Source organism: Streptomyces sp. NPDC088350 (assembly GCF_044753545.1).
Taxonomy (GTDB): domain Bacteria; phylum Actinomycetota; class Actinomycetes; order Streptomycetales; family Streptomycetaceae; genus Streptomyces.
Genome location: NZ_JBIVNL010000003.1, coordinates 123967 through 148655, shown reverse-complemented (window position 1 = coordinate 148655; position 24689 = coordinate 123967). Strand labels below are relative to the sequence as shown.

Annotated in this window: 24 protein-coding genes; 10 read left to right on the top strand and 14 right to left on the bottom strand. The window is 71.5% G+C overall.

Translation table 11 applies throughout. From position 1 onward, the window contains the following. Window positions 1-12: 12 nt before the first annotated feature. Complete coding sequence (locus ACIQBL_RS10540) at window positions 13-1503, bottom strand: APC family permease (protein ID WP_401939214.1); 1491 nt, start codon at window positions 1501-1503, stop codon at window positions 13-15. Between the two features lie 135 nt (window positions 1504-1638). Between ACIQBL_RS10540 and ACIQBL_RS10535 the strand changes: the two genes are divergently transcribed. The 3 genes from ACIQBL_RS10535 (at window position 1639) to ACIQBL_RS10525 (ending at window position 3336) form a co-directional block, all read left to right on the top strand. Beyond that, window positions 1639-2358, top strand: a complete 720-nt coding sequence (locus ACIQBL_RS10535) for a TetR/AcrR family transcriptional regulator (protein ID WP_401939211.1) — start codon at window positions 1639-1641, stop codon at window positions 2356-2358. 16 nt (window positions 2359-2374) lie between these two features. Further along, entirely contained in the window at window positions 2375-2839 is a 465-nt protein-coding gene (locus tag ACIQBL_RS10530) for a pyridoxamine 5'-phosphate oxidase family protein (protein ID WP_401939210.1), read from the top strand. A gap of 104 nt (window positions 2840-2943) precedes the next feature. Next, window positions 2944-3336, top strand: coding sequence for a VOC family protein (locus ACIQBL_RS10525; RefSeq protein WP_401939207.1), 393 nt, complete (start codon window positions 2944-2946; stop codon window positions 3334-3336). 136 nt (window positions 3337-3472) lie between these two features. Here the strand turns inward: ACIQBL_RS10525 and ACIQBL_RS10520 are convergent, their stop codons facing one another. Both ACIQBL_RS10520 and ACIQBL_RS10515 read right to left on the bottom strand, forming a co-directional pair. Next, window positions 3473-3775 (bottom strand): DUF4235 domain-containing protein, encoded by a 303-nt coding sequence (locus ACIQBL_RS10520; protein WP_401939204.1) that lies wholly within the window; start codon window positions 3773-3775, stop codon window positions 3473-3475. A 415-nt stretch (window positions 3776-4190) separates the two neighbouring features. Then, window positions 4191-4640 (bottom strand): nitroreductase family deazaflavin-dependent oxidoreductase, encoded by a 450-nt coding sequence (locus ACIQBL_RS10515; protein WP_401939202.1) that lies wholly within the window; start codon window positions 4638-4640, stop codon window positions 4191-4193. Between the two features lie 442 nt (window positions 4641-5082). Here ACIQBL_RS10515 and ACIQBL_RS10510 point away from each other — a divergent pair, with 442 nt between their 5' ends. After that, window positions 5083-6306: a cytochrome P450 gene (locus ACIQBL_RS10510; RefSeq protein ID WP_401939201.1), complete on the top strand. Its 1224-nt coding sequence runs from the start codon at window positions 5083-5085 to the stop codon at window positions 6304-6306. 13 nt (window positions 6307-6319) lie between these two features. Then, window positions 6320-6526, top strand: a complete 207-nt coding sequence (locus ACIQBL_RS10505; RefSeq protein WP_401939200.1) for a ferredoxin — start codon at window positions 6320-6322, stop codon at window positions 6524-6526. A gap of 86 nt (window positions 6527-6612) precedes the next feature. Here ACIQBL_RS10505 and ACIQBL_RS10500 read toward each other — a convergent pair whose 3' ends face one another. Next, window positions 6613-7164: a TetR/AcrR family transcriptional regulator gene (locus ACIQBL_RS10500; protein WP_401939198.1), complete on the bottom strand. Its 552-nt coding sequence runs from the start codon at window positions 7162-7164 to the stop codon at window positions 6613-6615. A gap of 102 nt (window positions 7165-7266) precedes the next feature. Here ACIQBL_RS10500 and ACIQBL_RS10495 point away from each other — a divergent pair, with 102 nt between their 5' ends. Beyond that, a complete protein-coding gene (locus tag ACIQBL_RS10495) occupies window positions 7267-7725 on the top strand; it encodes a nuclear transport factor 2 family protein (protein WP_401939196.1) in 459 nt (152 codons plus the stop codon). A 9-nt stretch (window positions 7726-7734) separates the two neighbouring features. Then, on the top strand, window positions 7735-8259 hold the full coding sequence (locus tag ACIQBL_RS10490; RefSeq protein ID WP_401939195.1) for a flavoprotein: 525 nt from the start codon (window positions 7735-7737) through the stop codon (window positions 8257-8259). Here ACIQBL_RS10490 and ACIQBL_RS10485 read toward each other — a convergent pair. From ACIQBL_RS10485 to ACIQBL_RS10465, 5 genes are all read right to left on the bottom strand, one after another. Further along, on the bottom strand, window positions 8256-9110 hold the full coding sequence (locus ACIQBL_RS10485) for a hypothetical protein (RefSeq protein ID WP_401939193.1): 855 nt from the start codon (window positions 9108-9110) through the stop codon (window positions 8256-8258). The genes ACIQBL_RS10490 and ACIQBL_RS10485 overlap by 4 nt on opposite strands. 156 nt (window positions 9111-9266) lie before the next feature. Further along, a complete protein-coding gene (locus ACIQBL_RS10480; protein ID WP_401939192.1) occupies window positions 9267-10577 on the bottom strand; it encodes an alpha-glucosidase/alpha-galactosidase in 1311 nt (436 codons plus the stop codon). A 38-nt stretch (window positions 10578-10615) separates the two neighbouring features. Further along, on the bottom strand, window positions 10616-11443 hold the full coding sequence (locus tag ACIQBL_RS10475; RefSeq protein ID WP_401939190.1) for a carbohydrate ABC transporter permease: 828 nt from the start codon (window positions 11441-11443) through the stop codon (window positions 10616-10618). Next, window positions 11440-12393 (bottom strand): carbohydrate ABC transporter permease, encoded by a 954-nt coding sequence (locus ACIQBL_RS10470; protein WP_401939187.1) that lies wholly within the window; start codon window positions 12391-12393, stop codon window positions 11440-11442. Before ACIQBL_RS10470 ends, ACIQBL_RS10475 begins: the two co-directional genes overlap by 4 nt. Window positions 12394-12416: 23 nt before the next feature. After that, on the bottom strand, window positions 12417-13712 hold the full coding sequence (locus ACIQBL_RS10465) for an ABC transporter substrate-binding protein (protein WP_401939186.1): 1296 nt from the start codon (window positions 13710-13712) through the stop codon (window positions 12417-12419). Window positions 13713-14288: 576 nt separating this feature from the next. On the opposite strand from ACIQBL_RS10465, the gene ACIQBL_RS10460 reads away from it, so the two are divergent. Together ACIQBL_RS10460 and ACIQBL_RS10455 are read left to right on the top strand one after the other, a co-directional pair. Continuing rightward, window positions 14289-15260, top strand: a complete 972-nt coding sequence (locus ACIQBL_RS10460; protein WP_401939184.1) for an aldo/keto reductase — start codon at window positions 14289-14291, stop codon at window positions 15258-15260. A 531-nt stretch (window positions 15261-15791) separates the two neighbouring features. Further along, window positions 15792-17603: a ricin-type beta-trefoil lectin domain protein gene (locus ACIQBL_RS10455; RefSeq protein WP_401939182.1), complete on the top strand. Its 1812-nt coding sequence runs from the start codon at window positions 15792-15794 to the stop codon at window positions 17601-17603. A gap of 3 nt (window positions 17604-17606) precedes the next feature. Here the strand turns inward: ACIQBL_RS10455 and ACIQBL_RS10450 are convergent, their stop codons facing one another. The 4 genes from ACIQBL_RS10450 to ACIQBL_RS10435 form a co-directional block, all read right to left on the bottom strand. Next, window positions 17607-18095 (bottom strand): universal stress protein, encoded by a 489-nt coding sequence (locus tag ACIQBL_RS10450; RefSeq protein WP_401939179.1) that lies wholly within the window; start codon window positions 18093-18095, stop codon window positions 17607-17609. A 16-nt stretch (window positions 18096-18111) separates the two neighbouring features. Next, a complete protein-coding gene (locus tag ACIQBL_RS10445) occupies window positions 18112-19269 on the bottom strand; it encodes an SLC13 family permease (protein WP_401939177.1) in 1158 nt (385 codons plus the stop codon). Window positions 19270-19432: 163 nt separating this feature from the next. Then, entirely contained in the window at window positions 19433-20128 is a 696-nt protein-coding gene (locus tag ACIQBL_RS10440; protein WP_401939175.1) for a DUF4232 domain-containing protein, read from the bottom strand. A 135-nt stretch (window positions 20129-20263) separates the two neighbouring features. Beyond that, the gene (locus ACIQBL_RS10435) at window positions 20264-21637 is read right to left on the bottom strand and encodes a serine/threonine-protein kinase (protein ID WP_401939173.1); all 1374 of its coding nucleotides are present in this window, start codon (window positions 21635-21637) and stop codon (window positions 20264-20266) included. A 46-nt stretch (window positions 21638-21683) separates the two neighbouring features. Here ACIQBL_RS10435 and ACIQBL_RS10430 point away from each other — a divergent pair, with 46 nt between their 5' ends. Then, window positions 21684-22235 carry an RNA polymerase sigma factor gene (locus tag ACIQBL_RS10430; protein WP_401939171.1) on the top strand — a complete coding sequence of 184 codons (552 nt, stop codon included), beginning with the start codon at window positions 21684-21686 and terminating at the stop codon, window positions 22233-22235. A gap of 22 nt (window positions 22236-22257) precedes the next feature. Here the strand turns inward: ACIQBL_RS10430 and ACIQBL_RS10425 are convergent, their stop codons facing one another. Beyond that, window positions 22258-24633 (bottom strand): SpoIIE family protein phosphatase, encoded by a 2376-nt coding sequence (locus ACIQBL_RS10425; protein WP_401939169.1) that lies wholly within the window; start codon window positions 24631-24633, stop codon window positions 22258-22260. Window positions 24634-24689: the final 56 nt, after the last annotated feature.

The window sequence follows — 24689 nt, the reverse complement described above, 5'->3', positions numbered from 1 at the left end:
ATCCTTGCGGGGTCATCGAGAGGTGGCGAGGAGCTGCGGGGCGTCGGCGTCGGTGCCTTGTCCCGAGTGGAAGTACGGCGACCTGCGCACCCACTTCGCCCACGCGGCGGCGACGAAGCCGGACGCGATCATGGCCAGCGGGGTGAGCAGCAGGAACCAGCCGTTGTTCGCGCTGACTTCGAGGTGGTCGGTGGAGGTGTAGAAGGACCAGCCGAGGTAACCGCCCAGTCCCAGCAGGGAGATGGCGCTCAGCGTGGGCAGCACCACCGCGCGCACGCCCTGCCGCCAGTCCTCCCGGAGGAGCGAGCGGAACCGTACGGCGGCGGCGAGGGCGGTCAGCGCGTAGGAGAGCGCGACGACGATGCCCACCGCGTTCACCGTCGCCATGATCATGTCGGCGAGGCGGGGTATCACCAGTGCCAGTGCCGCGACCGTCGTCGCCAGCGCGCCGATCAGCAGGGTACCGAGGGCCGGAGTGCCGTAGCGGGAGCTGACCCTGGACCAGACGGGGCCGAGCGTGCGGTCCCGGCTCATCGCGAACATGCCCCGGGCGGTGGGGATGACGCCGGCCTGGAGTGAGGCGACCGCCGAGAACATCAGCGCGACCAGGGGCAGTGCGGCCAGTGGTGGGGAGGCCAGGCGGTCGCCGAAGTACGCCAGGCCCTGGGCGCCGTGGCCCGCCAACTCGCCCTCGGACAGCACCCGTTGGAACGCGATCGAGCCGAGCAGGAACAGGCCCAGCATCGTCACCAGGGTGATGAGGCCGGCCCGGGACGCGTCGCGCGGGTCGCGCACCTCCTCGTTGACGGTGAACGCGGCCTCGAATCCCCAGTAGCAGAACACCGAGAGCAGCAGTCCCTGCGCGAGCGCCGACGCCGAGGGGATCGCGAACGGGTCGAACCAGCTCAGGCTGAAGGCGTGCGGGCCGGTGACGATGCCGTAGCCGCAGAAGCCGAGCAGGACCACGTACTCGAAGACCAGCAGGCCGGTCTGGAGGCGGGCGGCGGTGCGGACGCCGGTGACGGCGGTCAGGGTGACGGCGACCAGGACCAGGATTCCCACGGCGGTCGTCTGGGCCGTCGAGCCCGGGTCGAGGGCGAGGCCCGCCAGGCGGTGCAGGCCGGCCTCCCCGGCGAGCTGGATCATGGCCGAGCCGGTGACCGCCGTGGTGTAGGCGAGGAACGCGATCGTCGCGACGATGTTCACCCAGCCGACCAGGAAGCCGAGCCACGGGGTGAGTGAACGGCCCACCCACACATAGCCGTTGCCCGCGTTCGGCTCGACCTTGTTGAGCCGGGAGTAGGCGCCCGCGATGCCCAGGATCGGCAGGAACGCGAGCAGCATGATGGCCGGCAGATGCAGCCCGACCACCCCGGCGGTCACGCCCAGACCGATGCCGATGCTCGTGGTCGCGGCGGTGCTGGAGGCGGCGATGGCGACGCCGTCCAGCAGACCGAGGGACTTGCGCAGTGCGGGCCCCGACGGGGGTGGCGTGTCGTTCATGGCGTGCTCTCCGCTCGCACCGGGGGGCCCGAACGGCCCCGGTGAACGCACATGAAACTGCCCGCGCACTTAACAGGTCAACGGTGTTGTCATAAGGTGCGGGCACCTGGACACGAGCATCGAGGAGGTCGTCGTATGAGCGACCGCGTGGTCCCGGCCGCCGACCGGCGGCGCAGACGCCCCACCAAGCAGGGCGTCGTCCTGTCCGAGGAATTGATCGTCGAGACCGCCCTCAGACTGATCGAGGAGCACGGCACCGAGGCTCTCTCCGTGCGCCGTCTCGGCCGCGCCCTCGGCGCCGACCCCAGCTCCCTGTACCGCTACTTCCGGCACACCGACGACCTGATGCTGGCGGTCGCCGACGAGCTGATCGGCCGGACGATGCGCACCTGGCGGCCCACCGGCGACTGGCGCGCCGACCTGCGGGACCTGGGGCTGCGGATGCACGCGGGCGCGCTCGCGCACCCGAGGGCGGCGGCGCTCAGCGCGTACCGGGTGACCGGGCGGGTGTACGAGATCCAGGCCGTGGAGGCGATCCTCGGGGTGCTGCGCGGGGCCGGTTTCCCCGACGCCGAGGCGGTGCGGCTCTACCACGCCTACGTCGACCAGGCCCTCGCGTTCGGCGCCCTCGACTCCGCGAACACGGCGCTGCCGAAGTCCGCCCGCGACGCGGAGGCGGCCGTATGGCAGGCGACGTACGCGCGGCTGCCGGCCGACACGTACCCGCACATCGCGGCCACGGCCCGTCATCTCGTGGCGGCCATGCGGCACAGCTCCTACCCGGCCGCCCTGGATCTGCTGCTGGGCGCGGTGGCGGCACGCCTCGCCGAGATCAATGCGGCGGCGGAGGGCTGAGCGGCAGACTGGGGTCATGACTCCAGAGCCCGCACGCACCGCGAAGCAGCGCAAGCAGGACACGCTCCGTCGGCTGGAGCACGATGAGGACGCCTGGGTCGCCACGGCCGGCGAGGACGGGGGCGCGCCCTGTCTCGTGCCGCTGTCGTTCGTGTGGGACGGCACGACCCTGCTGTTCGCGACCCCGGCCGCGAGTCCCACCGGCCGCAACCTCGCGGCGACCGGCGTCGCGCGGCTCGGCATCGGGCCGACCCGTGACGTCGTGATGGTCGAGGGCACCGTCGTCATGCTGCCGCCCGCCGACCTGCCCGAGGAGGACGCCGAGATCTTCGCCTCGAAGACCGGCTTCGACCCGCGCCGACTGGCCACGCCCTACAGCTACTTCAGGGTCCTCCCGCAACGCGTCCAGGCCTGGCGGGAGGCCAACGAGCTCACGGGGCGCGACCTGATGCGCGAGGGGGAGTGGCTGGTGGCCGACTGAGGCCCGGATGCCGTGCCGTCGGCATCAACTCGCCGAACGGGGATATCCGTTGGGTGCGTGGCAACCGGACTCGACCCTTGCGCGCCTGAACCTTCGGAGGACACATGGCACTCGTGAACGCTTGCTTCGTCGTGCTCGACGCGGTCGAGCCGGAGAAACTCGCCGTGTTCTACACGGAGTTGCTGGACGGCGAGCAGACGGACATCACGCTCGACCAGGTGGAGATCAGGGGCGCCGACGGGACCCGGCTGGCGTTCCGCCGGGACGTCGGTGCCACCCCGCCCAGCTGGCCCCGCGCGGAGAACAACCAGCAGGTCCATCTGGACTTCCTGGTGGCGGACATGGACGAGGCCGAGCGCAGGATCGTCGGCCTCGGCGGACGCCCGCTGGAGACCAAGGACATGCCGGGCCCGTACGAGGAGCGGGTGTACGCGGACCCGGCCGGCCACTCCTTCACACTCCGCCCGACACCGCCCACGGCCGCCGACCAGGGCTGAGACGGCCCACTCCCGCAGCCGATCAAGTCTCAGGCGGCTCGTTCCCCGCAGCCGACCAGGGCTGAGATCGCTCACTCCCGGCCGCCGACCAGGGCTGGGCGGGTCACTCCCGGCCGCCGACCAGAGCTGAGGCGGTTTACTCCCGGTCGCCCTTGTCCTTCGCCGGCCAGATACCGGTCGAGTGCTCGATGGCCTTCGCGCCGGTGCGGTCCGCCGCGCTGCGCGCCACCGCGAAGAGGGCGCCCTGGAGCGCGGCGGCGAGCAGGATCTCGCCCCAGCCGCGGTCCCGGTCCAGGGGGTCCGGGGCGTCGTCCTCGTGCCGTATCGCCTTCCACGTGGCGCGGAAGGCACGCCCCGCGAGGGCACCGCTCACCAGGCCCAGGACGAGGCCGACGGGCTGGTAGACGAGGGGGAGTTTCTTCTTCTTGGTCTTGGCCACGGGGTCTCCTTCTGCGGACGAGCGGGTCGGCACGGGTCGGCACCCCGACGGTGTCACCGAAGCCGGGTCTTCGGTAGAGGGACCGTCCTCGCCGCACTCGCCGCACTCGCCGCGCATCCGGTGATCGCGGTCGCCAAGGCCGTCGGCGGTCCGGTCGCGGGATCACCCGCCCTGCTCTCGGAGGCCGCGCAGTCGGTGGCCTGAGCCTCAACGAGGTCTCTCTCCGCGCTGCGCCGCAGCCGCCGCCCCGCCGAGATCTCCCTGGACATCACCGACCGGCCGGCGGAGGAGGCAGGGAGAAGCCCCGCCGCGACGGGGGAACGCGGCGGGGCCTGAGCGTCGGCTTCCCGGCGGACACCGGTTCATGCGTCCCGGAACAAGAGAATTTCTCCGGGCCCGAGAGCGGTAAAGGGGATCAGCTCGCGTCGGTCGGTTCGAGGACGAACACCGGGATCTGCCGGTCCGTCTTCGTCTGGTAGTCGGTATACGGGGGATACGCGGCGACCGCCCGCTCCCACCACTCGTCCTTCTCGGCGCCGGTCACCTCGCGGGCCGTCAGGTCCCACTTCTGCGGTCCGTCCTGGAGCTCGACCCGGGGATCGGCCTGGATGTTGAAGTACCAGACCGGATGCTTGGGCGCGCCGCCCTGCGAGGCCACCACGGCATAACGTCCGTCGTGCTCGACGCGCATCAGCGGCGTCTTGCGGATCTTCCCGCTCTTCGCGCCCACCGTCGTCAACAGGATGACCGGCAGACCCGTGTCCATCAGTGTCGTCCCCTTGGTGCCACCGGAACTCTCGTACAGCTCCACCTGCTCGCGCACCCACTGCGTCGGGCTGGGTTCGTACTCACCCTCAAGAGGCATGGCATCCGTCCCATCTCGCGTTCTACGGCTGTCTCGCACCGAGTCAACACCAGCCGGCGCGCGATTCATCCACACCGCGACGCGCTTCGGCCACGCCCCCTCCACCGGGTGACGCCTTCGGGCCAGTCGTGGTCGGTGCTCGGCGAGATCCGGCTGAGCGCGAGGCCCACCGGACGGCCGTATCGGGCCAGGTGTGCCCTTCGTCCCAGCGTCCGGAACGGACTGATCGTCCGTCACCGCGACGACGAGGGCACCCGCGCCGTGGTCGGTGCCTTTGCCGCCGGGCCGGGCGCGAGGCGACCCCGGCGGCGCGCGAACCGGACCACCAGGTTCAGCCAGATTGTAGGGACCATCGATCTGGCCGAACTTCAGGTGGCCGCATAGGTGCCTCGGGCATCTAATGAAGATCGGCACGACGCACTCATCGTCTGCGAGGTCTTCCATGACGGACATGACGGAACTGACGGCTGTGACCGACCCGACCGAACCCGTCGCCTTCCCCCAGGACCGCACCTGCCCCTACCACCCGCCCACCGGCTACGACCCCCTCCGCGCCGACCGCCCGCTGACCCGCATCACCCTGTACGACGGCCGCACGGCATGGCTCGTCACCGGACACTCCGCCGCCCGCGCACTGCTGGCCGACCAGCGCCTGTCCACCGACCGCACCCACCCCGACTTCCCCGTGATCAACGAACGCTTCGCCGCGGTCCGGAACCGGAGGGTCGCACTGCTCGGTGAGAACGACCCCAAGCACCGCACCCAGCGGCGCATGATGATCCCCGGCTTCACCGTCAAGCGCGCCACCGCGCTGCGGCCCGGCATCCAGCGGATCGTCGACGAACGGCTCGACGCGATGATCGCCCAGGGTCCGACCGCCGACCTGGTGCCCGCGTTCGCGCTGCCCGTGCCGTCGATGGTGATCTGCGCGCTGCTCGGCGTCCCGTACGCCGACCACGAGTTCTTCGAGGCTCAGTCCCGACGGCTGCTGCGCGGCCCGAAGGCCGAGGACAGCCAGGACGCCCGCGATCAACTGGACGCGTATCTCGGCGAGTTGATCGACCGCAAGCAACGGGACCCGGGTGAGGGGTTGTTGGACGACCTCGTACGGGAGCAGCTGAGCGAAGGGGCGCTGGACCGCACGGAGTTGATCTCCCTCGCCGTCATCCTCCTCGTCGCGGGCCACGAGACGACCGCCAACATGATCTCCCTGGGCACCTTCACCCTGCTGCGTCACCCCGAGCGGCTGGCCGAACTCCGGGACGATCCGGGGCTGTTGCCGGACGCGGTCGAGGAACTGATGCGGTCGCTCTCCATCGTGGACGGGCTGGTACGGCTCGCCGCCGAGGACATCGAGCTGGACGGTACGACGATCCGGGCCGGCGAGGGCGTGCTCTTCTCGACGGCGGTCATCAATCGCGACGAGGCCGTCTACACCGCCCCGGACACCCTGGACTGGCACCGGCCCACCCGCCACCACGTGTCGTTCGGCTTCGGCATCCACCAGTGCCTCGGCCAGAACCTGGCCCGCGCCGAACTGGAGATCGCCCTGCACAGCCTCTTCGACCGGCTGCCCACCCTGCGGCTGGCCGTCCCGGCGGAGGAGATCCCCTTCAAACCCGGCGACACGATCCAGGGGATGCTGGAACTCCCCGTGACCTGGTAAGAGGCTGCGGTCCATGCACACCGAAATCCACATCGACAAGGACGTCTGCATCGGGGCGGGCCAGTGCGCCCTCGCCGCTCCACGCGTCTTCACCCAGGACGACGACGGCTACAGCACGGTCCTGCCCGGCAGGGAGGACACGGGCGACGACCCCATGCTGAGGGAGGCGGCACGAGCCTGCCCGGTGAGCGCCATCACCGTGTCCGACGTGCTGGGCTGAGCTATGTGAGGGTGCGGGGTCGATCGGCCGAGCGCGCCGACGGCCCCGCGCCACGCTCACGGCACTCGCCGCCTCCCCGCTCGACCTCAGTGGACCCGCAGCAGTGACCGGGCCGCCTCCCGAGCCTCCGCCGCCGGCTCCACGCTCCCGGTGATGCCCGCCGTGACCATGGCACCCTCGGCCAACAGGAACAGCTGCCCGCCCAGTACGGCGGGCAGCCCCGCGTCCGCCACCAGACCGGCGAGATACTCGCGGAACGCCCGCTTGTGCGCGCGGACTTGGGCCACCACGCGCTCCGAGGCCGCGCCCAGTTCGCCGTAGGAGTTGATCCACGCGCAGCCGCGGAAGTCGGCCTCGCCGAACCACTCCTCCAGCCAGTCGAAGACGGCCGGAACGCGCTCCAGTGGATCATCGTGCCGCTCGACGTACTCGGCGAGACGTCCGCGCCAGCGCAGGTCACGGCGTTCCAGATACGCCTCCACCAACTGGTCCTTCGCGGGGAAGAGTTGATAGAGCCGCTTGAGGGAGACACCGGACGCGGTGCGGACGGCGTCCATGCCGACGGCCTGGACGCCCCGGCCGTAGAACAGCTTCTCGGCGGCGTCCAGTGCCTGCTCCCGCGCGACGTCGCTGTCCATGGACCCGGCCCCTCCTTGACGTGAGAACGTGCGTTCTCTACGTTAGCAGCCACCTGGAGAACGTACGTTCTCTACTCGCTCACCGCCGCTCTGGAGACCTCCATGGCCGACCGCCCGCCCCTCCCGCCCTTCACCCGTGAGACCGCGGCGCAGAAGGTCCAAGCAGCAGAAGACGCCTGGAACAGCCGCGACCCGCACCGCGTGGCGCTCGCCTACTCGGAGGACTCCGTCTGGCGCAACCGCTCCACCTTCGTCACCGGTCGCGACGGGATCGTCGCGTTCCTCACCGCCAAGTGGGCACGCGAGCACGAGTACGCGCTCCGCAAGGACCTCTGGGCCTTCGACGGGAACCGCATCGCCGTCCGCTTCCAGTACGAGTGCCGGGACGCCGACGGGCAGTGGTGGCGGTCGTACGGCAACGAGCTGTGGGAGTTCGACGAGCACGGGCTGATGACCCGGCGCGAGGCGAGCATCAACGACCTGGCCATCGAGGAGAAGGAGCGGCGGGTCTTCGGGACGCGGCCCGAGAGCGAGCGCGGGCGGTCGTTCCCGCTTCAGTAGGCTCCCCGGGTGACCGAACAGGACTCGAAAGCCTTCCTCTACGTCGTCGTCTGCGCCGCGGGCATCGCCGCGGACGTCAGCAGGCTGATCACCGCCGCGCAGGAGCGGAACTGGGAGGTCGGGGTCATCGCGACCCCGGTGGCGATGGGCGGCTTCTTCGACACGGCCGCCGTCGAGGCGCAGACCGGGCGCCCCATACGTTCGGCGTGGCGCACCCCCGGGGACCCGCGCCCCTTCCCGCCCCCGGACGCCGTGCTCGTCGCGCCCGCCACCTTCAACACGATCAACAAATGGGCGGCCGGTACGGCGGACACCCTGGCGCTCGGCACCCTCTGCGAGGCGTACGGCCTCGGCGTCCCGACCGTCGTACTCCCTTGTGTGGGCGACGCGTTGGCCGCCCACCCCGCCTACCGGGCGAGCCTGACACGGCTGAGCGGGATGGGCGTCCGGTTCGGGGAGCCGTACTCCGGCGAGGTCCAAGAGGACGGCGGGCGGCCGGAGTTCGGCTGGGAGCGAGGGCTCGACCTGCTCTAGGCGCAGGTCACGGTCGGCCCGGCCAGCATGCCCCCGGTGTAGAGCGTCTGACCCTGGGGCATCCAGTAGCCCAGCTTCGAAACCACCGTGGAACAACGGGACTTGAGCGCGACGCGGACCACCACGGTGGCCGGGTGCCCCGGCTGGAGATCGGTGAGCGCGCAGTCCAGGGCGTGCGGGAGCCGGTCCTGCGCCGGGTGGCGGCCGATCAGCGGATTGACGCAACGGGTGTCGGCCGTCGTCAGTTCCGCCCCCGTGCCCTCCTCCGCGATCAGCCCGAACCGCGCGCTGCCGTCCCCCTCGTCACTGTGCCGGTGGACCGTGTACGTGAGGGTCGTCACCGAGTCGGGTCGCAGCGTGCTCCGGTCGACCTCGATGCCGTGCGTGGCCTTCGGCTTCGGCGCGGTCAGCGCGAGCGTGGCGTGGACGGCGCCCTGCATGTCCACTCCCTCGGGCATCGAGCGGACGCGCACGGTGGCCGTGAAGTCGTACGTCCCCGGGCCCGGATACTGGCCCGACCCGGGCAGCGTCCCGGACGCGACCGTCTCGCCGTCGTGCCGGGCGGTCCAGGTGCCCGAGGTGCGGCACGCGTACCGGACGGTCGCCCTGAGCTTTCCGCAGGTCGCGGGGACCGAGACCGCCATGGTCGGGGTGCCGCTGCCCGCGCAGAGGCTGAGGACGGCATGCTGGCCGTGTGCGCCGTGCAGGGTGCCCGCGGGCGCGCACAGGGTCGACGGCGGCTCGGGTGGCGGCGGCGCCGGGTCCGTGTCGCCCCACGCGGGCGACACCAGGGCCAGCGGCAGCAGCGCCGCCCCCAACAAGGTCCTCAGGCTGGTCAGACGTCTCGGCACCGCGTTCCTCCGGTACGGGAATGACCGGCCGGCTGCCGGTCGTCTGCGCCGAGGATGCGCGACCCCGGTCACCGCCCGGCCGCTCCCACGCCGGGCGGCCGGGGGCGGTCACACCAACGCCGGAGTGCCCGGCGCGACACCGGCACCGGACGCGTGTCAGTGCCCCAGCAGCGCCCGCAGCTCCGGCTGCAACAACTCTCCGTGCGCCCGTACGAGGTCGTCGCACAGGTCCCAGATCCGCTCGACCGGCAGTGTCGCCGCCGTCGCCGGGTCGGCCATCGCCGCGTGCCGGATGTGGCGCGGGTCGCCGTCCGTGGCCGCCCGGACCACGAGGTCGGTGACGGAGACGTACGCGCTGTTGAGGGCCGCGCACTGCGGCGGCAGGGCGCCGATCCGGGTCGGCCGGACGCCCAACGCGTCGACCAGGCACGGGACTTCGACGACCGAGTCGGCGGGGAGGTTGTCGATGAGGCCGCGGTTGGGGACGTTGCCGTAGACCGTGCGGGGTGTGCCGGTGACGATGCTGTGGATGATCTGCGGGGCGTACTCCAGCGTGCCCTCCACCAGGCGCGGGGTCCCGGACGCCAGCGCCTCCCGGGTGCGTGCGTAGCTCGCCGTGTTCTCCTCGATGATCTCCAGATACGCGCCGACCGGCAGCCGTAGCCGCTCGATCTCCTCGGTGTGGTGCAGATACCAGGGCACGTACTCGGCGGAGTGCTCGCTGGTCTCGGTGGGGTAGTGGCCGAGCCTGCGGTACATGTCGACGCGGACCCGGCGCAGGAGTTCGGGGTCCCGTGCGATCGTCTCGTCCAGGAGGGGGTAGAGGCTGCGACCCGCGCGTTCCCAACGCAGCACCCAGGACTGGTGGTTGACGCCTGCGGCGAGGTAGGAGACCTCCTCGAAGGGGACGCCGACGAGCTGGGAGAGATCGTGCATCGTCCAGTACACCGAGTGGCACAGGCCCGTCGCCCTGAGGTCCGGGGCGATGCGGCTCAGGTAGAGGAGGTTCATCGCCATCGGGTTGGTGTAGTTCAACAGGTGGGCGTCCGGACAGAGTTCGGCCATGTCCTCGGCCAGCGACCTCAGTACCGGGAAGGTGCGCAGCGCGCGGAAGATGCCGCCGATGCCCAGGGTGTCGCCGATCGTCTGGCGCACGCCGTAGCGGGCGGGGACCGCGAAGTCGGTGCGGGTGGCCTCGTTCATGCCGACCTGGACGATGTTGACGACGAAGTCGGCGTCCGCCAGGGCCGCACGGCGGTCGAGGTGTGCGGTGATCTCCGGTTTGGCGCCGCGTACTTCGGCGATGTGCCGGGCCGCGCCCTCCGCCGTGGCGAGGCGTTCCGGGTCGATGTCGTGCAACGCGATCCGGGCGTGGGCGAGTTCGGGGAAGGCGAACAGGTCGGCCAGCAGGCCCTGGGTGAACACCACACTGCCGGCCCCCACGAACGCGATCCTGACGTCGGTCATCGGGCTCCTCCGAGGATGGGTCAAGTGCCGTGCGGGGCTCATCCCTTGAGCCCGCTCGACGTCAGCGACTGGATGAACGTCTTCTGCGCCAGCAGGAACGCCACCAGCACCGGCACCACGGTGATGACATTGCCCGCCATCACCGCCGACCACTTCGTGTGGTGCTGTCCCTGAAAGGTCGTCAGGCCCAGCTGGAGGGTGTACTGGGTGTCGTGGTTGATCGCGATCAGCGGCCACGACAGGTCGTTCCACGTCGACAGGAACGTGAGGACGGCGACCGTGGCCAGCGCCGGGCGGGCCAGCGGCATGACGATCGAGAACAGCACCCGCAGCCGCGAACACCCGTCGATCCAGGCCGCTTCCTCCATCTCCCTGGGCAGCGCGAGGAAGAACTGCCGGAACAGGAACACCGCGAACGGCGTCACCAGCGACGGCAGGATCAGCGCGCCCAGCGAGTCGATCAGCCCGAACCACTTCATCATCAGGAACGTCGGGATCATCGTCAGCTGGAACGGCACGACCATCGTCGCCAGCATCAGCCCCAGCAGCAGCCGCGACCCGGCGAACCGCATCCGCGCGAACGCGTACCCGCCGAGCGACCCGAGCAGCAGATTCGAGACCACCGCCACCGACGCCACAATCAGCGAGTTGGCGAACCAGCGCGGGAACAGCGCGTTGCCCAGCACATAGCGGTAGCCGCCCAGGTCAACTCCCTTGGGCCACAAGGCGGGTGGGAAACGGTTGATCTCCGCGTTCGACATCACCGAGCTGAGCAGCAGCCACACGAACGGCAGCGCGAAGCACAACGCCAGCGGCGCCAGCACCAGATGCCACGCACTCACCCGCCGCGCACGCCGCGTACTCATTGGGTCCCTCCTTCCGTACGGCCCTGCCGCCGCCGTACGACCCGCAGCGCACCGCCCGCGACCAGCAGCGCCAGCGCGAGGACGTACGCCGACGCGGCGCCGTAGCCCGCGGTGAACATCTGGAAGGCCTGCTGCCAGACGAAGTAGACGATCACCGTGGTCGAACCGAGCGGACCGCCCTTCGTCGTCACGTAGATCAGGTCGAACACCTGGAGCGAGGTGATGAACTGCCACAGCAGCAGGAAGACCGTGACCGGGGCGAGCGCGGGCAGCGTCACATGGCGCAACACCTGCGCGCGGCCCGCGCCGTCGATGCGGGCCGCCTCGACGAGTTCGGGCGGCACGTCCTGGAGCGCGGCCAGATAGACCACGACACAGAAACCGACCCCGCTCCACAGCGAGATCAGCACCAGCAGGTACAGCGCCTGGTCCGGGTCGGCGAGGAACCCCTGTGCGGAGACGCCGAGATGGTGCAGCAGCGCGTTGGCGACGCCGAACTCCGGGTCGAGGATGAACGAGAACAGCACGCCCTGCGCGGTCGCCGACACCACGAACGGGATGAACACCAGCGTGCGGTACAGGCCGATGAGCCGGATCCGCCGGTTGAGCGCCAGGGCCAGCGCGAGCCCGCCGACCAGGCTGAGCGGCACGTACAGAGCCGCGTACAGCAGTGTATTGCCCACCGCCGTACGGAAGTTGGGGTCCTGGGCGAGCGCCCGGTAGTTGTCGAGGCCGACCCAGCGGCCGGGCGTGACCAGGTCGTCGGCGCGGAACGACAGCAGCAGCGACCAGACGACGGGCACGACGCTCAGCCCGAGGATCACCACGACGGACGGGCCGATGAACGCCCAGGCCGTGGCCCGTTCCTGGCGGGCGCGACGGCGGGCGGCGGACGCACTCGCGGTCGTCGGTCGCGAGGGAAGGGTGAGCGCGCGGGGCAGTGTGGACATCGGGGTCTCCCGGAAGGGGGAAGTCACCTGGGGATCAGCAGGGCCGCGTCGGCCTTGTCGGCGCAGGAACGGAGCGCCTTCTCGGGGGAGTCCCGGCCGAGCAGCACGGAGACGATCGCCTCGCCCAACGCCTGCGAGATCTGCGGATACGCGGCGTGGACGGGCCGGACCCGGGCCGAGCGCAGGCTGTCGGTGAAGACGTCGAGACCGACCGTACGGGCGCTGTGCTCCCGCCACTCCGGCCGTGCCGCGGTACCCGTGCTCAGCGGCAGACCGCCCGCCGAGAGGTCCCAACGGACGTCGTGGGAGGGTTCGTTCATCCACTGCACGAACTCCACGGCCGCCCGGGAACGGGCCGAACCGTTGTCGAAGACCGTCCATGTGTCGGGTCCGGAGATGGTGACCGCGTGCCCGCTGTACGTCGGCAGCGGCACCACCCCGTAGTCGATCTTCGCGGTGACGATGTCGGGGAGTTCCCAGGGCCCGGTGGCGACCATGGCCATCCGGCCGTTGAGGAACACCTGGTAGAGCTGATCGCTGCCGGGCTTGGTGTCCAGGTATGCGCTCTTGTCGTGGGCGAGCCGGGCGAGGGTGCTCAGTGCCCGTACGCCCTGGTCGGCGAAGCCGATGTGCTTGCCGTCCGGTGCGACGACCTCGCCGCCGAGGTCCCACAGCATCGGCCACAGCCGCCACACCGTGTCCTCGTCGCCGACGGCCGGCCAGCCGGTGCCGAAGACACCCCGGTCGTGGTCGGTCAACTTCCTTGCCGTGTCGGTGAATTGGTCCCAGCTCCAGCCGGGCTTCGGGTAGTCGAGCCCGGCCCGCCGGAACAGCTTCCTGTTGTAGACGACGGCCAGCGAGTCGAGCACCGCGGGCGCGGCCCGCACCCGCCCGTTGACGGTGACCGCGTCCCGGACCGGCTTCCAGAACGTGTCCCACGGCGTCGGACCGGACCGCATCGCGGACGTCAGGTCGACGACACGCGGGCTGCGCGCGACGCTCGCCAGGTCCGAGCCGAAGATGTAGGCGATGTCCGGATAGGAGCCGGCGGCGAGCGCGGCGGTGACCTTCTGGAGCATCGCGTCGGCCAACACCCCACCGCCGCCCGGGTCCACGCGGATCCTCGGATGGGTCCGGTTGAACTCGGCGACCAGCGCCTCCACCGTCTTGCGGCCCGTGTCCGCCTGCCCGTGCCACAGCTCCACGGTCACCCGCCCGTCCGCACCGACCCCGTCGGAGCCACCGCCCGCACAACCGCTCGCGGCGGCGACGGCGGCCGTCCCGAGCAACAGCCCACGCCGTGACAACCCGTTCCTCATGACGACCTCCGCACCGCACCTCGCGGACATAGCTGCCGTAGCTGTCCGGCCCGACCGCGTCGAAGCCCTTGCAGATGTTGCAGAGGCCGGGCACGGCCGCCGCCGATCTGGTGGTCGAAGTCGGCGTGTCGGGGCGGGAGTTGGACCCCGTCGGGCGTCGCACGCGCGGGATTCCCCGGCGCCGCGCGCGTTCGTCGCTCCGGTGGTGCGGCGGTCGAGGTTCCGCACGAGGTCAGTACCGCTGTGGTCGCGACGGCGGTGCCCAGGACCGCGGCCGTCCCGAGACCTCCGACGCGGGAGACACCCTTGGCGGGCATGTCCGCTCCATCAATCGCGGGTACGACCCCGCCTCGGACCGGATGGCGTCGCGGTCCTGGCGACTGTGGCCGGGCTTGGAACCTGTCCGCTACCGGCTGGGCGCACCTCTGCGTACCGCGCCGCGAGCGCGGGCACGTCCAGGATCAAAGCGCCGGGCCCCGCCGGCCGTCAAGGGTGCGTGCGATATGCGTGACGTGGAGTACACACCGCGTCGTACGCTCCACACCGGTACCGAACTCGAAGGCAGGAGCAGCAACGATGCAGTACGTGAAGCTCGGTTCGACCGGCCTGGACGTCTCGCGGATCTGTCTGGGCTGCATGACCTACGGCCTCCCGGACCGCGGCACCCACGAGTGGACCCTCGACGAGGAGGCGTCACGCCCGCTGATCCGGCAGGCGCTGGAGGCCGGGATCAACTTCTTCGACACGGCCAACGTCTACTCCGACGGCACCAGCGAGGAGATCACCGGCAGGGCGCTGCGCGACTTCGCCCGCCGCGACGAGATCGTGCTCGCCACGAAGGTGCACGGCCGCACGCGCCCCGGACCCAACGGCGCCGGACTGTCCCGCAAGGCGATCATGTCCGAGATCGACCTCAGCCTCGCCCGCCTCGGCACCGACTACGTCGACCTGTACCAGATCCACCGCGCCGACCCGCACACCCCCGTCGAGGAGACGATGGAGGCGCTGCACGACCTGGTGAAGGCGGGCAAGGTCCGCTACATCGGGGCGAGTTCGATGTACGCCTGGCAGTTCGCCAAGCACCAGCACATCGCCGAGCGCAACGGCTGGACCAGGTTCGTCTCCATGCAGAACCACTACAACCTCCTCTACCGCGAGGAGGAGCGCGAGATGCTGCCCCTCTGCGCGGACCAGGGCGTGGGCGTGCTGCCCTGGAGCCCGCTGGCGCGGGGCCGCCTCACCCGGGACTGGGGCACCACCACCGAGCGCAGCAGCACCGACAACTTCGGCAACCGCCTGTATCAGGAGGGCGACCGCAGCATCGTCGAAGCGGTCACCCGCATCGCCGGCGACCGGGGCGTCCCGCGCGCCCAGGTCGCCCTCGCCTGGCTGCTGCACCAGAACACGGTGGCCGCTCCGATCATCGGCGCGGCAAAGCCGCAGCACATCGAGGACGCGGTCGCCGCCGTCGAACTGGAGTTGAGCGACAAGGAGTTGGCAGCCCTGGAGCAGCCCTACACCCCGCACGCGATCAGCGGCCACTCCTGACGGCGCCCGCCTATTGGTTGGGCGTGAACTCCCCGGTCGGTGATGTCGTGGAAGCCGTCGAGTCCCACGACATCACCGTCCCGCCCGACAATGGGCCGGACGTTTGGAACATGACCTGGGAAAACTGGAAGAAGGGCGGCCCCTCGCCCGACTCGGAAGGTACGGCGGGCGGCCCCCGGCCAATGGTTTGGGGATTTCGCGTGTGGATACGGTGGCAATCCCATAACGGACCCGATTGACGAATCGTCAAATGGCCGAGGCCCGAACGCAATGCACAAAACCACGAGATCTCTTGTTCCGGCTCGCTGACCTGTGCAAAGGTGTGCCTGTCGGCGCGCAGACACATAGCTGATTCCCCTCTGCGCGTACGAGGCCGCTCCCGCACGCCACCCCCCATGCTTCAAAAGAGCTGCCCCAGGCGGACGTTCGGGATGCCATCAATCGGACGGGCAGACCCTGTCGGCCTGTCGGCAGGGTCGCATACCCGCCGGTATGGACTAAATTCCGCGTTTCACCTGGAGGAATGCAGCCGTGAAGGACGCAGGTCCCTCGAATTCCCCGACTTCCGCTCACCACTTCGAAGTGACCGACGAGCAGCTCAGCGCCGAGCTGAAGAAGTGGACGGGGACGACGCCCGCGCTGCAACCCGTCGGCGAACTGCTGGACCGGCACTGGGAAGCGGCCTTCGCCTATGCGGGGTTGTGCACCGACGGACCGCACCACGCCGGAATGCTCACCACGGCCGCTTTCACCCGGCTCTTCGGGGAATCCCTGCGGCAGTCCGGACCGACCGCGGCCTGGCGGCCCCAGGTGCTGGTCACCGTCCGCCGAATCGCCGCGGAATGGGACACCGACCGCCGGCAGGAAATGCTCCACCCGGACCTGCGCTCGGCGGCCGGCGAAGGCGACCGCATCGCGTCCCGGCTGCTCCCGGTGCCCGAACGGCGGCTGCTCTCCCGGGCGTTCCAGCGGCTGCCCCAGACGGCGCGCACCCTGCTCTGGCACCTGGAGGTCGAGTCCGAGCCCGTCGCGACCGCCGCCGGACTGGTCGGCCTGGACGAAGAGGGCGCCCGCATCGAACTCGGGCGCGCCGTCGGGCGGTTGCGCGAGGAGTGCCTCCAGGTCCACCGCGAACTCGCCCCTGGTGACGAGTGCCAGCTCTACATACGCCTCCTGGACGTCACCTTCCGGCGCGGCGGTGCGGAGGTCGACCCCGACCTCGCCATGCACCTCACCGTCTGCAAGCACTGCCGGCACACCGCCGACCAGCTGAACCAGTTCAACGCCGGACTCGGCGTCGCTCTGGCCGAAGCGGTCCTCGGCTGGGGCGCACGCGCCTACCTGGAGGTCAGGGCCGGCAGCCGCGCCCTGCCCGTCCCGATGCCGTCCGCCTCGACCGAACTGGCCCTGCGCAACGGCCCGCGCCGCGGCGAACTCAGATCGGCCCACAAGGCGGCCCGCCGCGTCCGCCGCCGCAACCTCACCGTGGCCGTGCTGACCGTGAGCGGACTGGTCGTCCTCCCGCTCGTCCTGTGGTCCAGCGGCGGCTCCGACGACGGGAAGACCACGACCGAGAGCCAGGCCGCCGGCGCCTCCGGCACCGGCAAGGAATCCGCCAACCCCTCCTGGGTCGGCAAGAACGACACCACCCAGGGCACCCTCAGCGGCCGGCTGCACAACGTCGAGTCCGGCCTCTGCATCGGCATCGCCGGCAACAAGCCCCTCAAGGGCACCGAGGCCGAGCTGCAGACCTGCTCCTCGGCGGCCGGCCAGCAGTGGTCGTACGAGACCGACGGACAGCTGCGCAGCACCGCCGACCCCGGCCTGTGCCTCGACTCGCACCTCGCCTTCGAGGTCCAGCTCGCCCCCTGCACGACCACGTCCGCGTCGACCGCCAAGAACATCCGCTACGACTTCACCCTCCAGGGCATCCTCGTCCCGCGCTGGAACCAGGACCTGGCCCTGACCCCCGCCTCCACCGACGGCGGCGGCGCGCTCGTCCTGAAGACGCGGGCGGACGGCTCGGCCCAGCGCTGGGTCTTCGACACGTCGAAGGCCGACCCGCAGATGCAGGTCGTCAACTGGGACACCGACACCACCGGGTCACCGACCCCCACGACCAAGAAGGCCGCCCCGGAGGCCTCGAAGACGCCGACGCCCACCCCGAAGCCGAGCGCGTCGACCCCGCAGTCCACGCCGACGACGGCGTACCCGACCATGGACTACTGCGCCTACTACCCGTCCTACTGCTCAGGGGGCGGCCAGGGCGGCTGGTCCGGATACGGCGGATACGGCGGATACGGCGGTGGCGGGTACGGCAGCGGCTACCACGGCGGTCGCTGAACCTCAGTGGTGCGGCGGCGGTGGCGGCAGGGTCGAGATGCCAGGCGCCGCCTCCGGCCACACCAGCAGCACCGGACAGGGCGCGTGATCGACGGCGAACCGTACGGCGGGCCCGAGACTGCGCGGGCCGAGCCGGGCGCGGTCGCCGTCGCGGGCCAGCACCAGCAGATCCGCGTCCCCGGCGGCGGCCACCACCTCGCGCTCGACCCGCCCAGCCCGCTCCATCCGCGTGCACGGCCGCCCCAGCCGCTCGGCCGCCGCGTCCAGCAGCTGGGCCGCCGACGCACTGCCCAGATCCTCCAGCCGCGTCCCGGGATCCCGCCGCGGACCACCCCGGCCGAGCAGCCCGGCGAACGCCCCGTGCGCGACACCGGGCACGTCAGGACCGCTGACGTGCAGCAGCACCACCTCGGAATCCTCCGGCGTATGCGTCCGTACGGCGTCCACACACGCGGGCCAGGTGCCCTCGACCAGCCAGGCGATCACACGCATTCGGCCTCCCTCGGTGTCAGAGAACCTGGAGCGACACCCACAGTGCCACCACGGCCGGGACGAGCGCCGACGGCACGGCGAGCAGCCCCAGCTTCGTGAACTCCTCGAGATCCACGTCGTGTTCGTGCTGCTGCGCGATGCGCCGCCACAGCAGCGTCGCGAGCGAACCGGCGTAGGTCAGGTTCGGCCCGATGTTCACCCCGAGCAGCACGGCGAGCACGGCCCCCGGCCCGGCCTGCGCCGTCAACGGCAGCAGGACCAGTACCGCCGGCAGGTTGTTGATGAGATTCGCCAGTACGGCGGCCAGCGCGGCGATCCCGAGCAGGGCCGCGATCCCGGTCCCGCCGGGCAGGAGGTGTCCGAGCGCGTCGGAGAGCCCGTTGTCCACCACCGCCCGCACCACGATCCCGAGCGCCAGCACGAATGCCAGGAAGGACGGCGCGGCGGCCCGCACGACCGTGAGCGGGGTCGCCTGCCGCCGTAGCAGCGCCCTACCGGCGAGGACGAGCGCGCCCGCCAGCGCGGCCCACGCCGGATCGATGCCGACCGCCGAGGTCAGCACGAACCCGGCGAGCGTGCAGGCGACGGTCGCCAGCGCGAACACCGGCAGTTCGGGCGTGTCGACGGAGGCCGGCGAGGGCGCCGCCGCCGCGAGGTCACGGGCGAAGAACTTCCGGAACACCAGGTACTCGGCCCCGATCGCGACCAGCCAGGGCAGCGCCATCAGCCCGGCGAACCGGGTGAAGCTGAGGCCGCTCGCCGCGAAGGCGAGGAGGTTCGTCAGGTTGGAGACCGGCAGCAGCAGCGAGGCGGTGTTCGACAGATGCGTGCACGCGTAGACGTGCGGCTTGGGACGCACGCCCATCCGGGACGCCGTCGCGAACACGACCGGCGTCAGCAGCACGATGGTGGCGTCCAGACTCAGTACGGCCGTGATCGCGGAGGCCAGCGCGAACACCGCTGTCAGCAGCCGGCTCGGGCTGCCCTTCGCCCACTCGGCCATCCACGCCCCGCAGGCCCGGAACAGCCCGTCCACATCGCAGAAGTGGGCGAGCACGAGCACCGCGGCAAGGAACCCGACCACCGGCCCGAGCTGCTCGGCCTCGGCCCGCGCATGGTCGAGCGAGATCGCCCCGGTGGCCACGGCGATCCCGGCGGCCGGGACCGCCAGCACAGCCTCCGGCCAGCCGAAAGGACGGACGACGGCCCACACGAGGACGGCGACGAGCAGCGCGACGGACAGGGTTTCGGCGAGCGGGGTGTTCAGGGGACGGTCCTCCGGGACGCGGGCAGTGGTGCCCGCCCCATGTAACCAGGCTCCGGTGCGAAGCCCGTGATCAGGCGCCCGTGCCCGCGCTGAACACCGTCAGGCGCACCGAGGACGCGTTCCCCGACACGGGCACGGCACCCGCCGTCCACGTCACCTTCAGCGGGTCCTTCTCGTCGGGCGGGGTCACCACCAGCGTGGCCGGGGTCGCCGTCTTCGCGCCGCTGATCTCCGGGTTGGAGAAGGTCAGCCCCGCCCAGGCACTCTGCCCCGGCTTCAGCGTGACCGTGGTGGCGGTGCTGCCCGAGTCGCGCTGGGGGTCCGGGCCCAGCTGCCGGCCGGACGCGCTCACGAACGCGGCACCGGGAAAGCCGCGCACCGTGCAGGTACGGCCGGACGCGTTGGTGAGGACGATCGGGAAGTTCTCCTGCCCGGCCCCCGGGTTGTTGCCGCCGACCTTCGCCCGCAGCTCGGAGGTGTGGCATCGGCTGCCGCTGGTGACGCCGGAGCTCGAAGAGGTGGACGTGGAGGAACCCGACGAGGTGGAGGTCGAGTCCGAGCCGGTGGCGCTGCCGCTCGACGAGGAGACCGGCGTACCGGACCCGTCGGCCGAGGCGTCGCCGCCCGCCGGCGCGGCCGTACCCGACTCGGTCCGCGGGCTGCTCGCCGTGCCGCCGCCGTTGCCGCAGGCCGTCGTCAGACCCAGCACGGCGACCGCGCTCACGAGCAGGGCCGCCCGGCGCGGGGACGGGGACGTGTTCGCCATCTTCAACACTCCTGGAGGTTCACCGCACAGCGCCTCGCGCGCTGTCACAGAGGTCCGATGCGCGTGCGCGCCGAAAGGTTCGCGGGATCACCGGATTATTTCCGACGCCGATCCCGACAGCGATGCCGACAGTGCTCAGGTGACCCGGAGCGAGCGGAGTATGCGCGCGGTCGCGTCACCGCTGTGCTGCCGTATCTGGACGTAGACCTGGGGCTGCGCCGCGCCCCCGACTTGGCGCAGCGCGGTCTCGGAGAGGGTGCCCGTGCTGCCCGAGCAGGCGCTCCAGGTGCGGATCGTGCCGCGCCAGGTCGCGTTCGCGTAGGCGCGGCTGCCGTCGTAGTGGCAGCCGGAGTGGGCGATGCGGTCCACCTCGGTCGGCACGCTGCCGTGCTCGCTCAGGCCGATGAACACGCCGTTCACGTCCGCCGTGAGGTCCTGCCACTTCGCCAGGTCGTCGGCGACCGCCAGCCCCGGCTCGTGCCCTGCCGTCAGTCCGAGCGCCCGCGGATTCCAGCCCGAGTCGCGCAGCTGACGGCCCCAGGCGTCGGGCACCTCGGCCACGACCCGCCCGGTGATGTCCTTGACCCGGATCTGTGAACTCCCGGACGACGACGGCAGGTTCATCACCGCGACGCCCGCCCCGGCGGCCACCACGACGAACAGCCCCGCCATCAGCGCGACCCCACGGTGCCGGCCGCCCGGCTTGCGCACCGGGGCCGCCTCGGCGGTCAGCCGCTCCAGCTCCTCCGCGAACTCCCGCGCCGTCGGCCAGCGCCGCTCCCGGTCGGGTTCCAGCGCGCGCAGCAGGGCCCGCTGCACATCGGGGGACACGTCCGGCCGCAGCCGGTCCGGCCGGACGACCTGACCGGGCGCCCCCGGAACCGTGCCCGTGAGCAGCTCGTAGCCGACTGCGCCCAGGCTGTACACGTCGGCGCGCTCGTCGATGCCGAACCCCGGCTGCGCCTGCTCCGGCGGCTGATAACCCGCGGAACCCGCGGCCAGGGTGAGGCCCGACCCCTGCGCCAGGCTCTTGGCCAGGCCCAGGTCGGCGAGCAGGACGCGGTAGGTGCCGTCCGGGGCGGTGCGCAGCAGCACGTTGGTCGGCTTGATGTCCCGGTGCACGATCCCCGCCTTGTGCAGCGCGGCGGCGCCCCGGGCGGCCAGCGCGGTCAGCCGCAGCGCCTCGGGGACGGGCAGGGGCCCCGCGGTGAGGAGGTCGGCGAGGGTGCCGGCGTCGGCGTACTCCATCACGAAGTACGGCCGTCCGTCGGGCAGCTCACCGATGTCGTAGACCTGCACCACCCGGTTCGAGTCGGCCTTGCGCAGCAGCCGGGCCTCGGAGAGGAAGCGCTCGCGGATGTCGAGGCGGTGCGCCCAGTTGTCGGCGAGGACCTTCACGGCGACCGGGGCTTCGAGCACGTCGTCGTGCGCGAGCCAGACCGTGCCGAACGCGCCGGTACCCAGGCGGCGTTCGAGACGGTAGCGGCCGATCTGTTCGACGGAGTGCATGGGACTATCATGCCTGCTCGGAGATCGAGGCGGAGGAGTGGAGCCAGTGCGGGAACCGGCACCGACCGAGGAGCTCGCGCGGCGTGCCGCGGCGGGTGACCCGGCCGCACTGGACGAGCTGCTGCGCTCGATCCGACCCGAGGTCGTACGGCGGTGCGGGCGGTTCCTGCCGTGCCGTGAGGACGCCGAGGAGGCCGCGCAGGACGTACTGCTCCAAGTCGCCCGCAAGATCGGCACGTTCGAGGGCCGCAGCCTGTTCAGCACCTGGCTCTACACGGTGGTCGCCAACGGCGCCCGGCAGAAGTACCGCGAGCTGAAGCGGCGGGCCGTCGAGCAGCCCGCCGTGATCGACGTGACGCAGCATGTCGACCCGCGTACGACGAGTGTGATCGCCGGGTCGAAGATCGACCTCCTGGAGGCGCTGGAGCGCCTTGAGCGGGAGTCCCCGCATCTGGTCGCGCCCCTGGTGTACCGGGACATCTGCAAGCTGGAGTACGCCGAGATCGCCGAGCGGCTCGGCATCCCGCTGGGCACACTGAAGTCCCGGCTGCACGAGGCCCGCCGCCAGGTCAGGCCCTGGCTGACCGACCTCTCCTGACCCGGCCCGGCCCGCGTCGGGCTCACTCCTCCTCGAAGAGGGACAGCTCCGCCCAGATCGTCTTGCCGTCGGCCGTGTGCCGGCTGCCCCAGCGCTGGGTGAGCTGCGCGACCAGCAGCAGTCCGCGCCCGCCCTCGTCCCACGTCTTGGCGCGGCGCAGGTGCGGGGCCGTGTGGTTGGTGTCGGACACCTCGCAGATCAGCGTGGCCGCGTCATGGATCAGCCGGAGCCGGATGGGGTGCGCGCCGTAGCGGATGGCGTTGGTGACCAGCTCGCTCACCACCAGCTCGGCCGTGAACCCGGCCTCGCTCATGTTCCAGGTGTCCAGTTGCTCCACGACCTGCTTGCGGATCGGGGCGACGAGCGACGGGTCGGCGGGGATATGCCAGGTCGCGACCTGCTCGGCGGGCAGCCCTTGGGTGCGGGCCAGCAGCAGTGCCACGTCGTCGGCGGCGCCGCCGGCCGGGAGCACGGCGTGCAGGATCCGGTCGCAGGTCTCGTCCAGCGAGTCCGAGGGGGCGTACAGGGCGTCGAACAGCAGCCGTTGACTGACGTCGAGGTCCCGTTCGCGGTTCTCGACCAGCCCGTCGGTGTACAGCGCGAGGACGGTCCCCTCGGGCAGCTCGAACTCGGCCGACTCGAAAGGGAGTCCGCCGAGGCCCAGCGGCGGTCCTGCGGGCAGGTCGACGGGCTCGGGCGGGCCGCCCGGCCGGATCATGACCGGCGGCGGATGTCCGGCGCGGGCCAGTGTGCAGCGGCGGGACACCGGGTCGTAGACCGCGTACAGGCAGGTCGCGCCGACCTCGCCCGGGCTGCCGTCGTTCCCGGCCTCGGCGGACAGCCGGACGACGAGGTCGTCGAGGTGGGTCAGCAGTTCGTCGGGGGCCAGGTCGATGTCGGCGAGGGTGCGGACGGCCGTGCGCAGCCGGCCCATCGTGGCGGAGGCCTGGATGCCGTGGCCCACGACGTCGCCGACGACCATGGCGACCCGCATCCCGGACAGCGGGATCACGTCGAACCAGTCGCCGCCGACCCCGGCGCGCGCCGCCGGCAGATAGCGCGAGGCGGCCTCCAGGGCGGCGGTGCGCGGGAGTTTGCGGGGGAGCAGGCTGCGCTGGAGGGCCAGCGCGGTCTCGCGTTCGCGGGAGAAGCGGCGGGCGTTGTCGATGCAGACGGCGGCGCGGGCGGTGACCTCCTCGGCCAGCAGCACGTCGTCGTCGGTGAAGGGGTCGAGGCGCCGGTAGCGGGTGAGGACCGCCACGCCGAGGGTGACGCCGCGGGCCTGGATCGGTACCGCCATCGAGGAGTGGATGCCGTACTCCTCGACGCGCTTGGCGCGGGTGCGGTCCCAGGCGAGCCAGCGTGCGAGGTCGCCGCCCGAGGCGACGAGCGTGCGGCCCGCGACCAGCGCGTCGGCCTGCGGGGAGTGGTCCGGGTACAGGCCCAGCTGGCCGGGCTTGGCGACCGCCTCGGGGCTGCCCTGCTGCACCGACTGGTGGGCGGCCCGGCGCAGTCCGAGCGGCGCGGTGATCGCCGCCGGGGGCTCCCCGCCGTGCTCCTGCGGGTCCAGCAGGTCGATGCTGACGAAGTCGGCCAGCGCGGGTACGCAGACGTCCGCCAGCTCCTGGGCCGTACGGGTGACGTCGAGGGTGGTGCCGATGCGGACGCTCGCCTCGTTGACGAGCTGCAGCCGCTCCCGCGCCAGGTAGTTCTCGGTGAAGTCGTGCGCGGCCAGACACACGCCCCGCACCCGTCCCTCGGCGTCCGTGATCGGCGCCATCCGGGCGAGCCAGGCGTGCGCGGTGTCCTCGCCGCCGGTGCGCAGGTAGATCTGGAAGTCCTGGGCGGTGCCGGAGGTGAGCACGCGCAGCATGTACTGCTCCAGCTCCGCGCTCTGGGTCTTGCCGCCGATCTCGGTGATCCGCAGCCCCTGGATGCGCTCCTCGGGCAGGCCGATCACCTCGCCCATCGCGTCGTTGACCCGGCTCAGCCGCAGCCGCTCGTCGTAGACCGCGATGGCGCACGGCGACTGGGTCAGCGCCGCCGTCGCGAGGGGGTCCTCGGCGGCGCGGGGGCCGCCGCCCTCCAGCGGCGTCACGACCAGCCAGTCGCCAGGACCGTCGTCCCGGGGGCGCCGGTGGTGGGCCAGCAGCCACACGGACACGGCGCTGCCGTCCCGGTGGCGCAACATGACCGTGCCGTCCCAGCGGGCGCCCGTGACCTCGGGCAGCGCTTCGGTGTCACCGGCCAGCAGTCCCACGGCCGGGCGGCCCACGACCTCGTCCGCGGTGTGGCCCAGGAGCCGGCGGGCCCCGTCGTTCCACTCCACCAGAGTTCCGGCATCGTCGATGACAACCCGCGCCGTCGCGGCATCGTCGAACGGGTAGACCGGACTCATCGTCGCCACTCCATCGCGCGCACTCACAGTGAACAGACCCGCCACTTGCGTTCCAG

Coding starts and splice junctions, on each gene's coding strand:
- ACIQBL_RS10425 (WP_401939169.1), bottom strand. CDS start 24,633: ATGAGTCCGGTCTACCCGTTCGACGATGCCGCGACGGCGCGGGTTGTC.
- ACIQBL_RS10510 (WP_401939201.1), top strand. CDS start 5,083: ATGACGGACATGACGGAACTGACGGCTGTGACCGACCCGACCGAACCC.
- ACIQBL_RS10465 (WP_401939186.1), bottom strand. CDS start 13,712: ATGAGGAACGGGTTGTCACGGCGTGGGCTGTTGCTCGGGACGGCCGCC.
- ACIQBL_RS10500 (WP_401939198.1), bottom strand. CDS start 7,164: ATGGACAGCGACGTCGCGCGGGAGCAGGCACTGGACGCCGCCGAGAAG.
- ACIQBL_RS10495 (WP_401939196.1), top strand. CDS start 7,267: ATGGCCGACCGCCCGCCCCTCCCGCCCTTCACCCGTGAGACCGCGGCG.
- ACIQBL_RS10535 (WP_401939211.1), top strand. CDS start 1,639: ATGAGCGACCGCGTGGTCCCGGCCGCCGACCGGCGGCGCAGACGCCCC.
- ACIQBL_RS10525 (WP_401939207.1), top strand. CDS start 2,944: ATGGCACTCGTGAACGCTTGCTTCGTCGTGCTCGACGCGGTCGAGCCG.
- ACIQBL_RS10440 (WP_401939175.1), bottom strand. CDS start 20,128: ATGGCGAACACGTCCCCGTCCCCGCGCCGGGCGGCCCTGCTCGTGAGC.
- ACIQBL_RS10505 (WP_401939200.1), top strand. CDS start 6,320: ATGCACACCGAAATCCACATCGACAAGGACGTCTGCATCGGGGCGGGC.
- ACIQBL_RS10540 (WP_401939214.1), bottom strand. CDS start 1,503: ATGAACGACACGCCACCCCCGTCGGGGCCCGCACTGCGCAAGTCCCTC.
- ACIQBL_RS10480 (WP_401939192.1), bottom strand. CDS start 10,577: ATGACCGACGTCAGGATCGCGTTCGTGGGGGCCGGCAGTGTGGTGTTC.
- ACIQBL_RS10460 (WP_401939184.1), top strand. CDS start 14,289: ATGCAGTACGTGAAGCTCGGTTCGACCGGCCTGGACGTCTCGCGGATC.
- ACIQBL_RS10475 (WP_401939190.1), bottom strand. CDS start 11,443: ATGAGTACGCGGCGTGCGCGGCGGGTGAGTGCGTGGCATCTGGTGCTG.
- ACIQBL_RS10515 (WP_401939202.1), bottom strand. CDS start 4,640: ATGCCTCTTGAGGGTGAGTACGAACCCAGCCCGACGCAGTGGGTGCGC.
- ACIQBL_RS10470 (WP_401939187.1), bottom strand. CDS start 12,393: ATGTCCACACTGCCCCGCGCGCTCACCCTTCCCTCGCGACCGACGACC.
- ACIQBL_RS10450 (WP_401939179.1), bottom strand. CDS start 18,095: ATGCGTGTGATCGCCTGGCTGGTCGAGGGCACCTGGCCCGCGTGTGTG.
- ACIQBL_RS10435 (WP_401939173.1), bottom strand. CDS start 21,637: ATGCACTCCGTCGAACAGATCGGCCGCTACCGTCTCGAACGCCGCCTG.
- ACIQBL_RS10530 (WP_401939210.1), top strand. CDS start 2,375: ATGACTCCAGAGCCCGCACGCACCGCGAAGCAGCGCAAGCAGGACACG.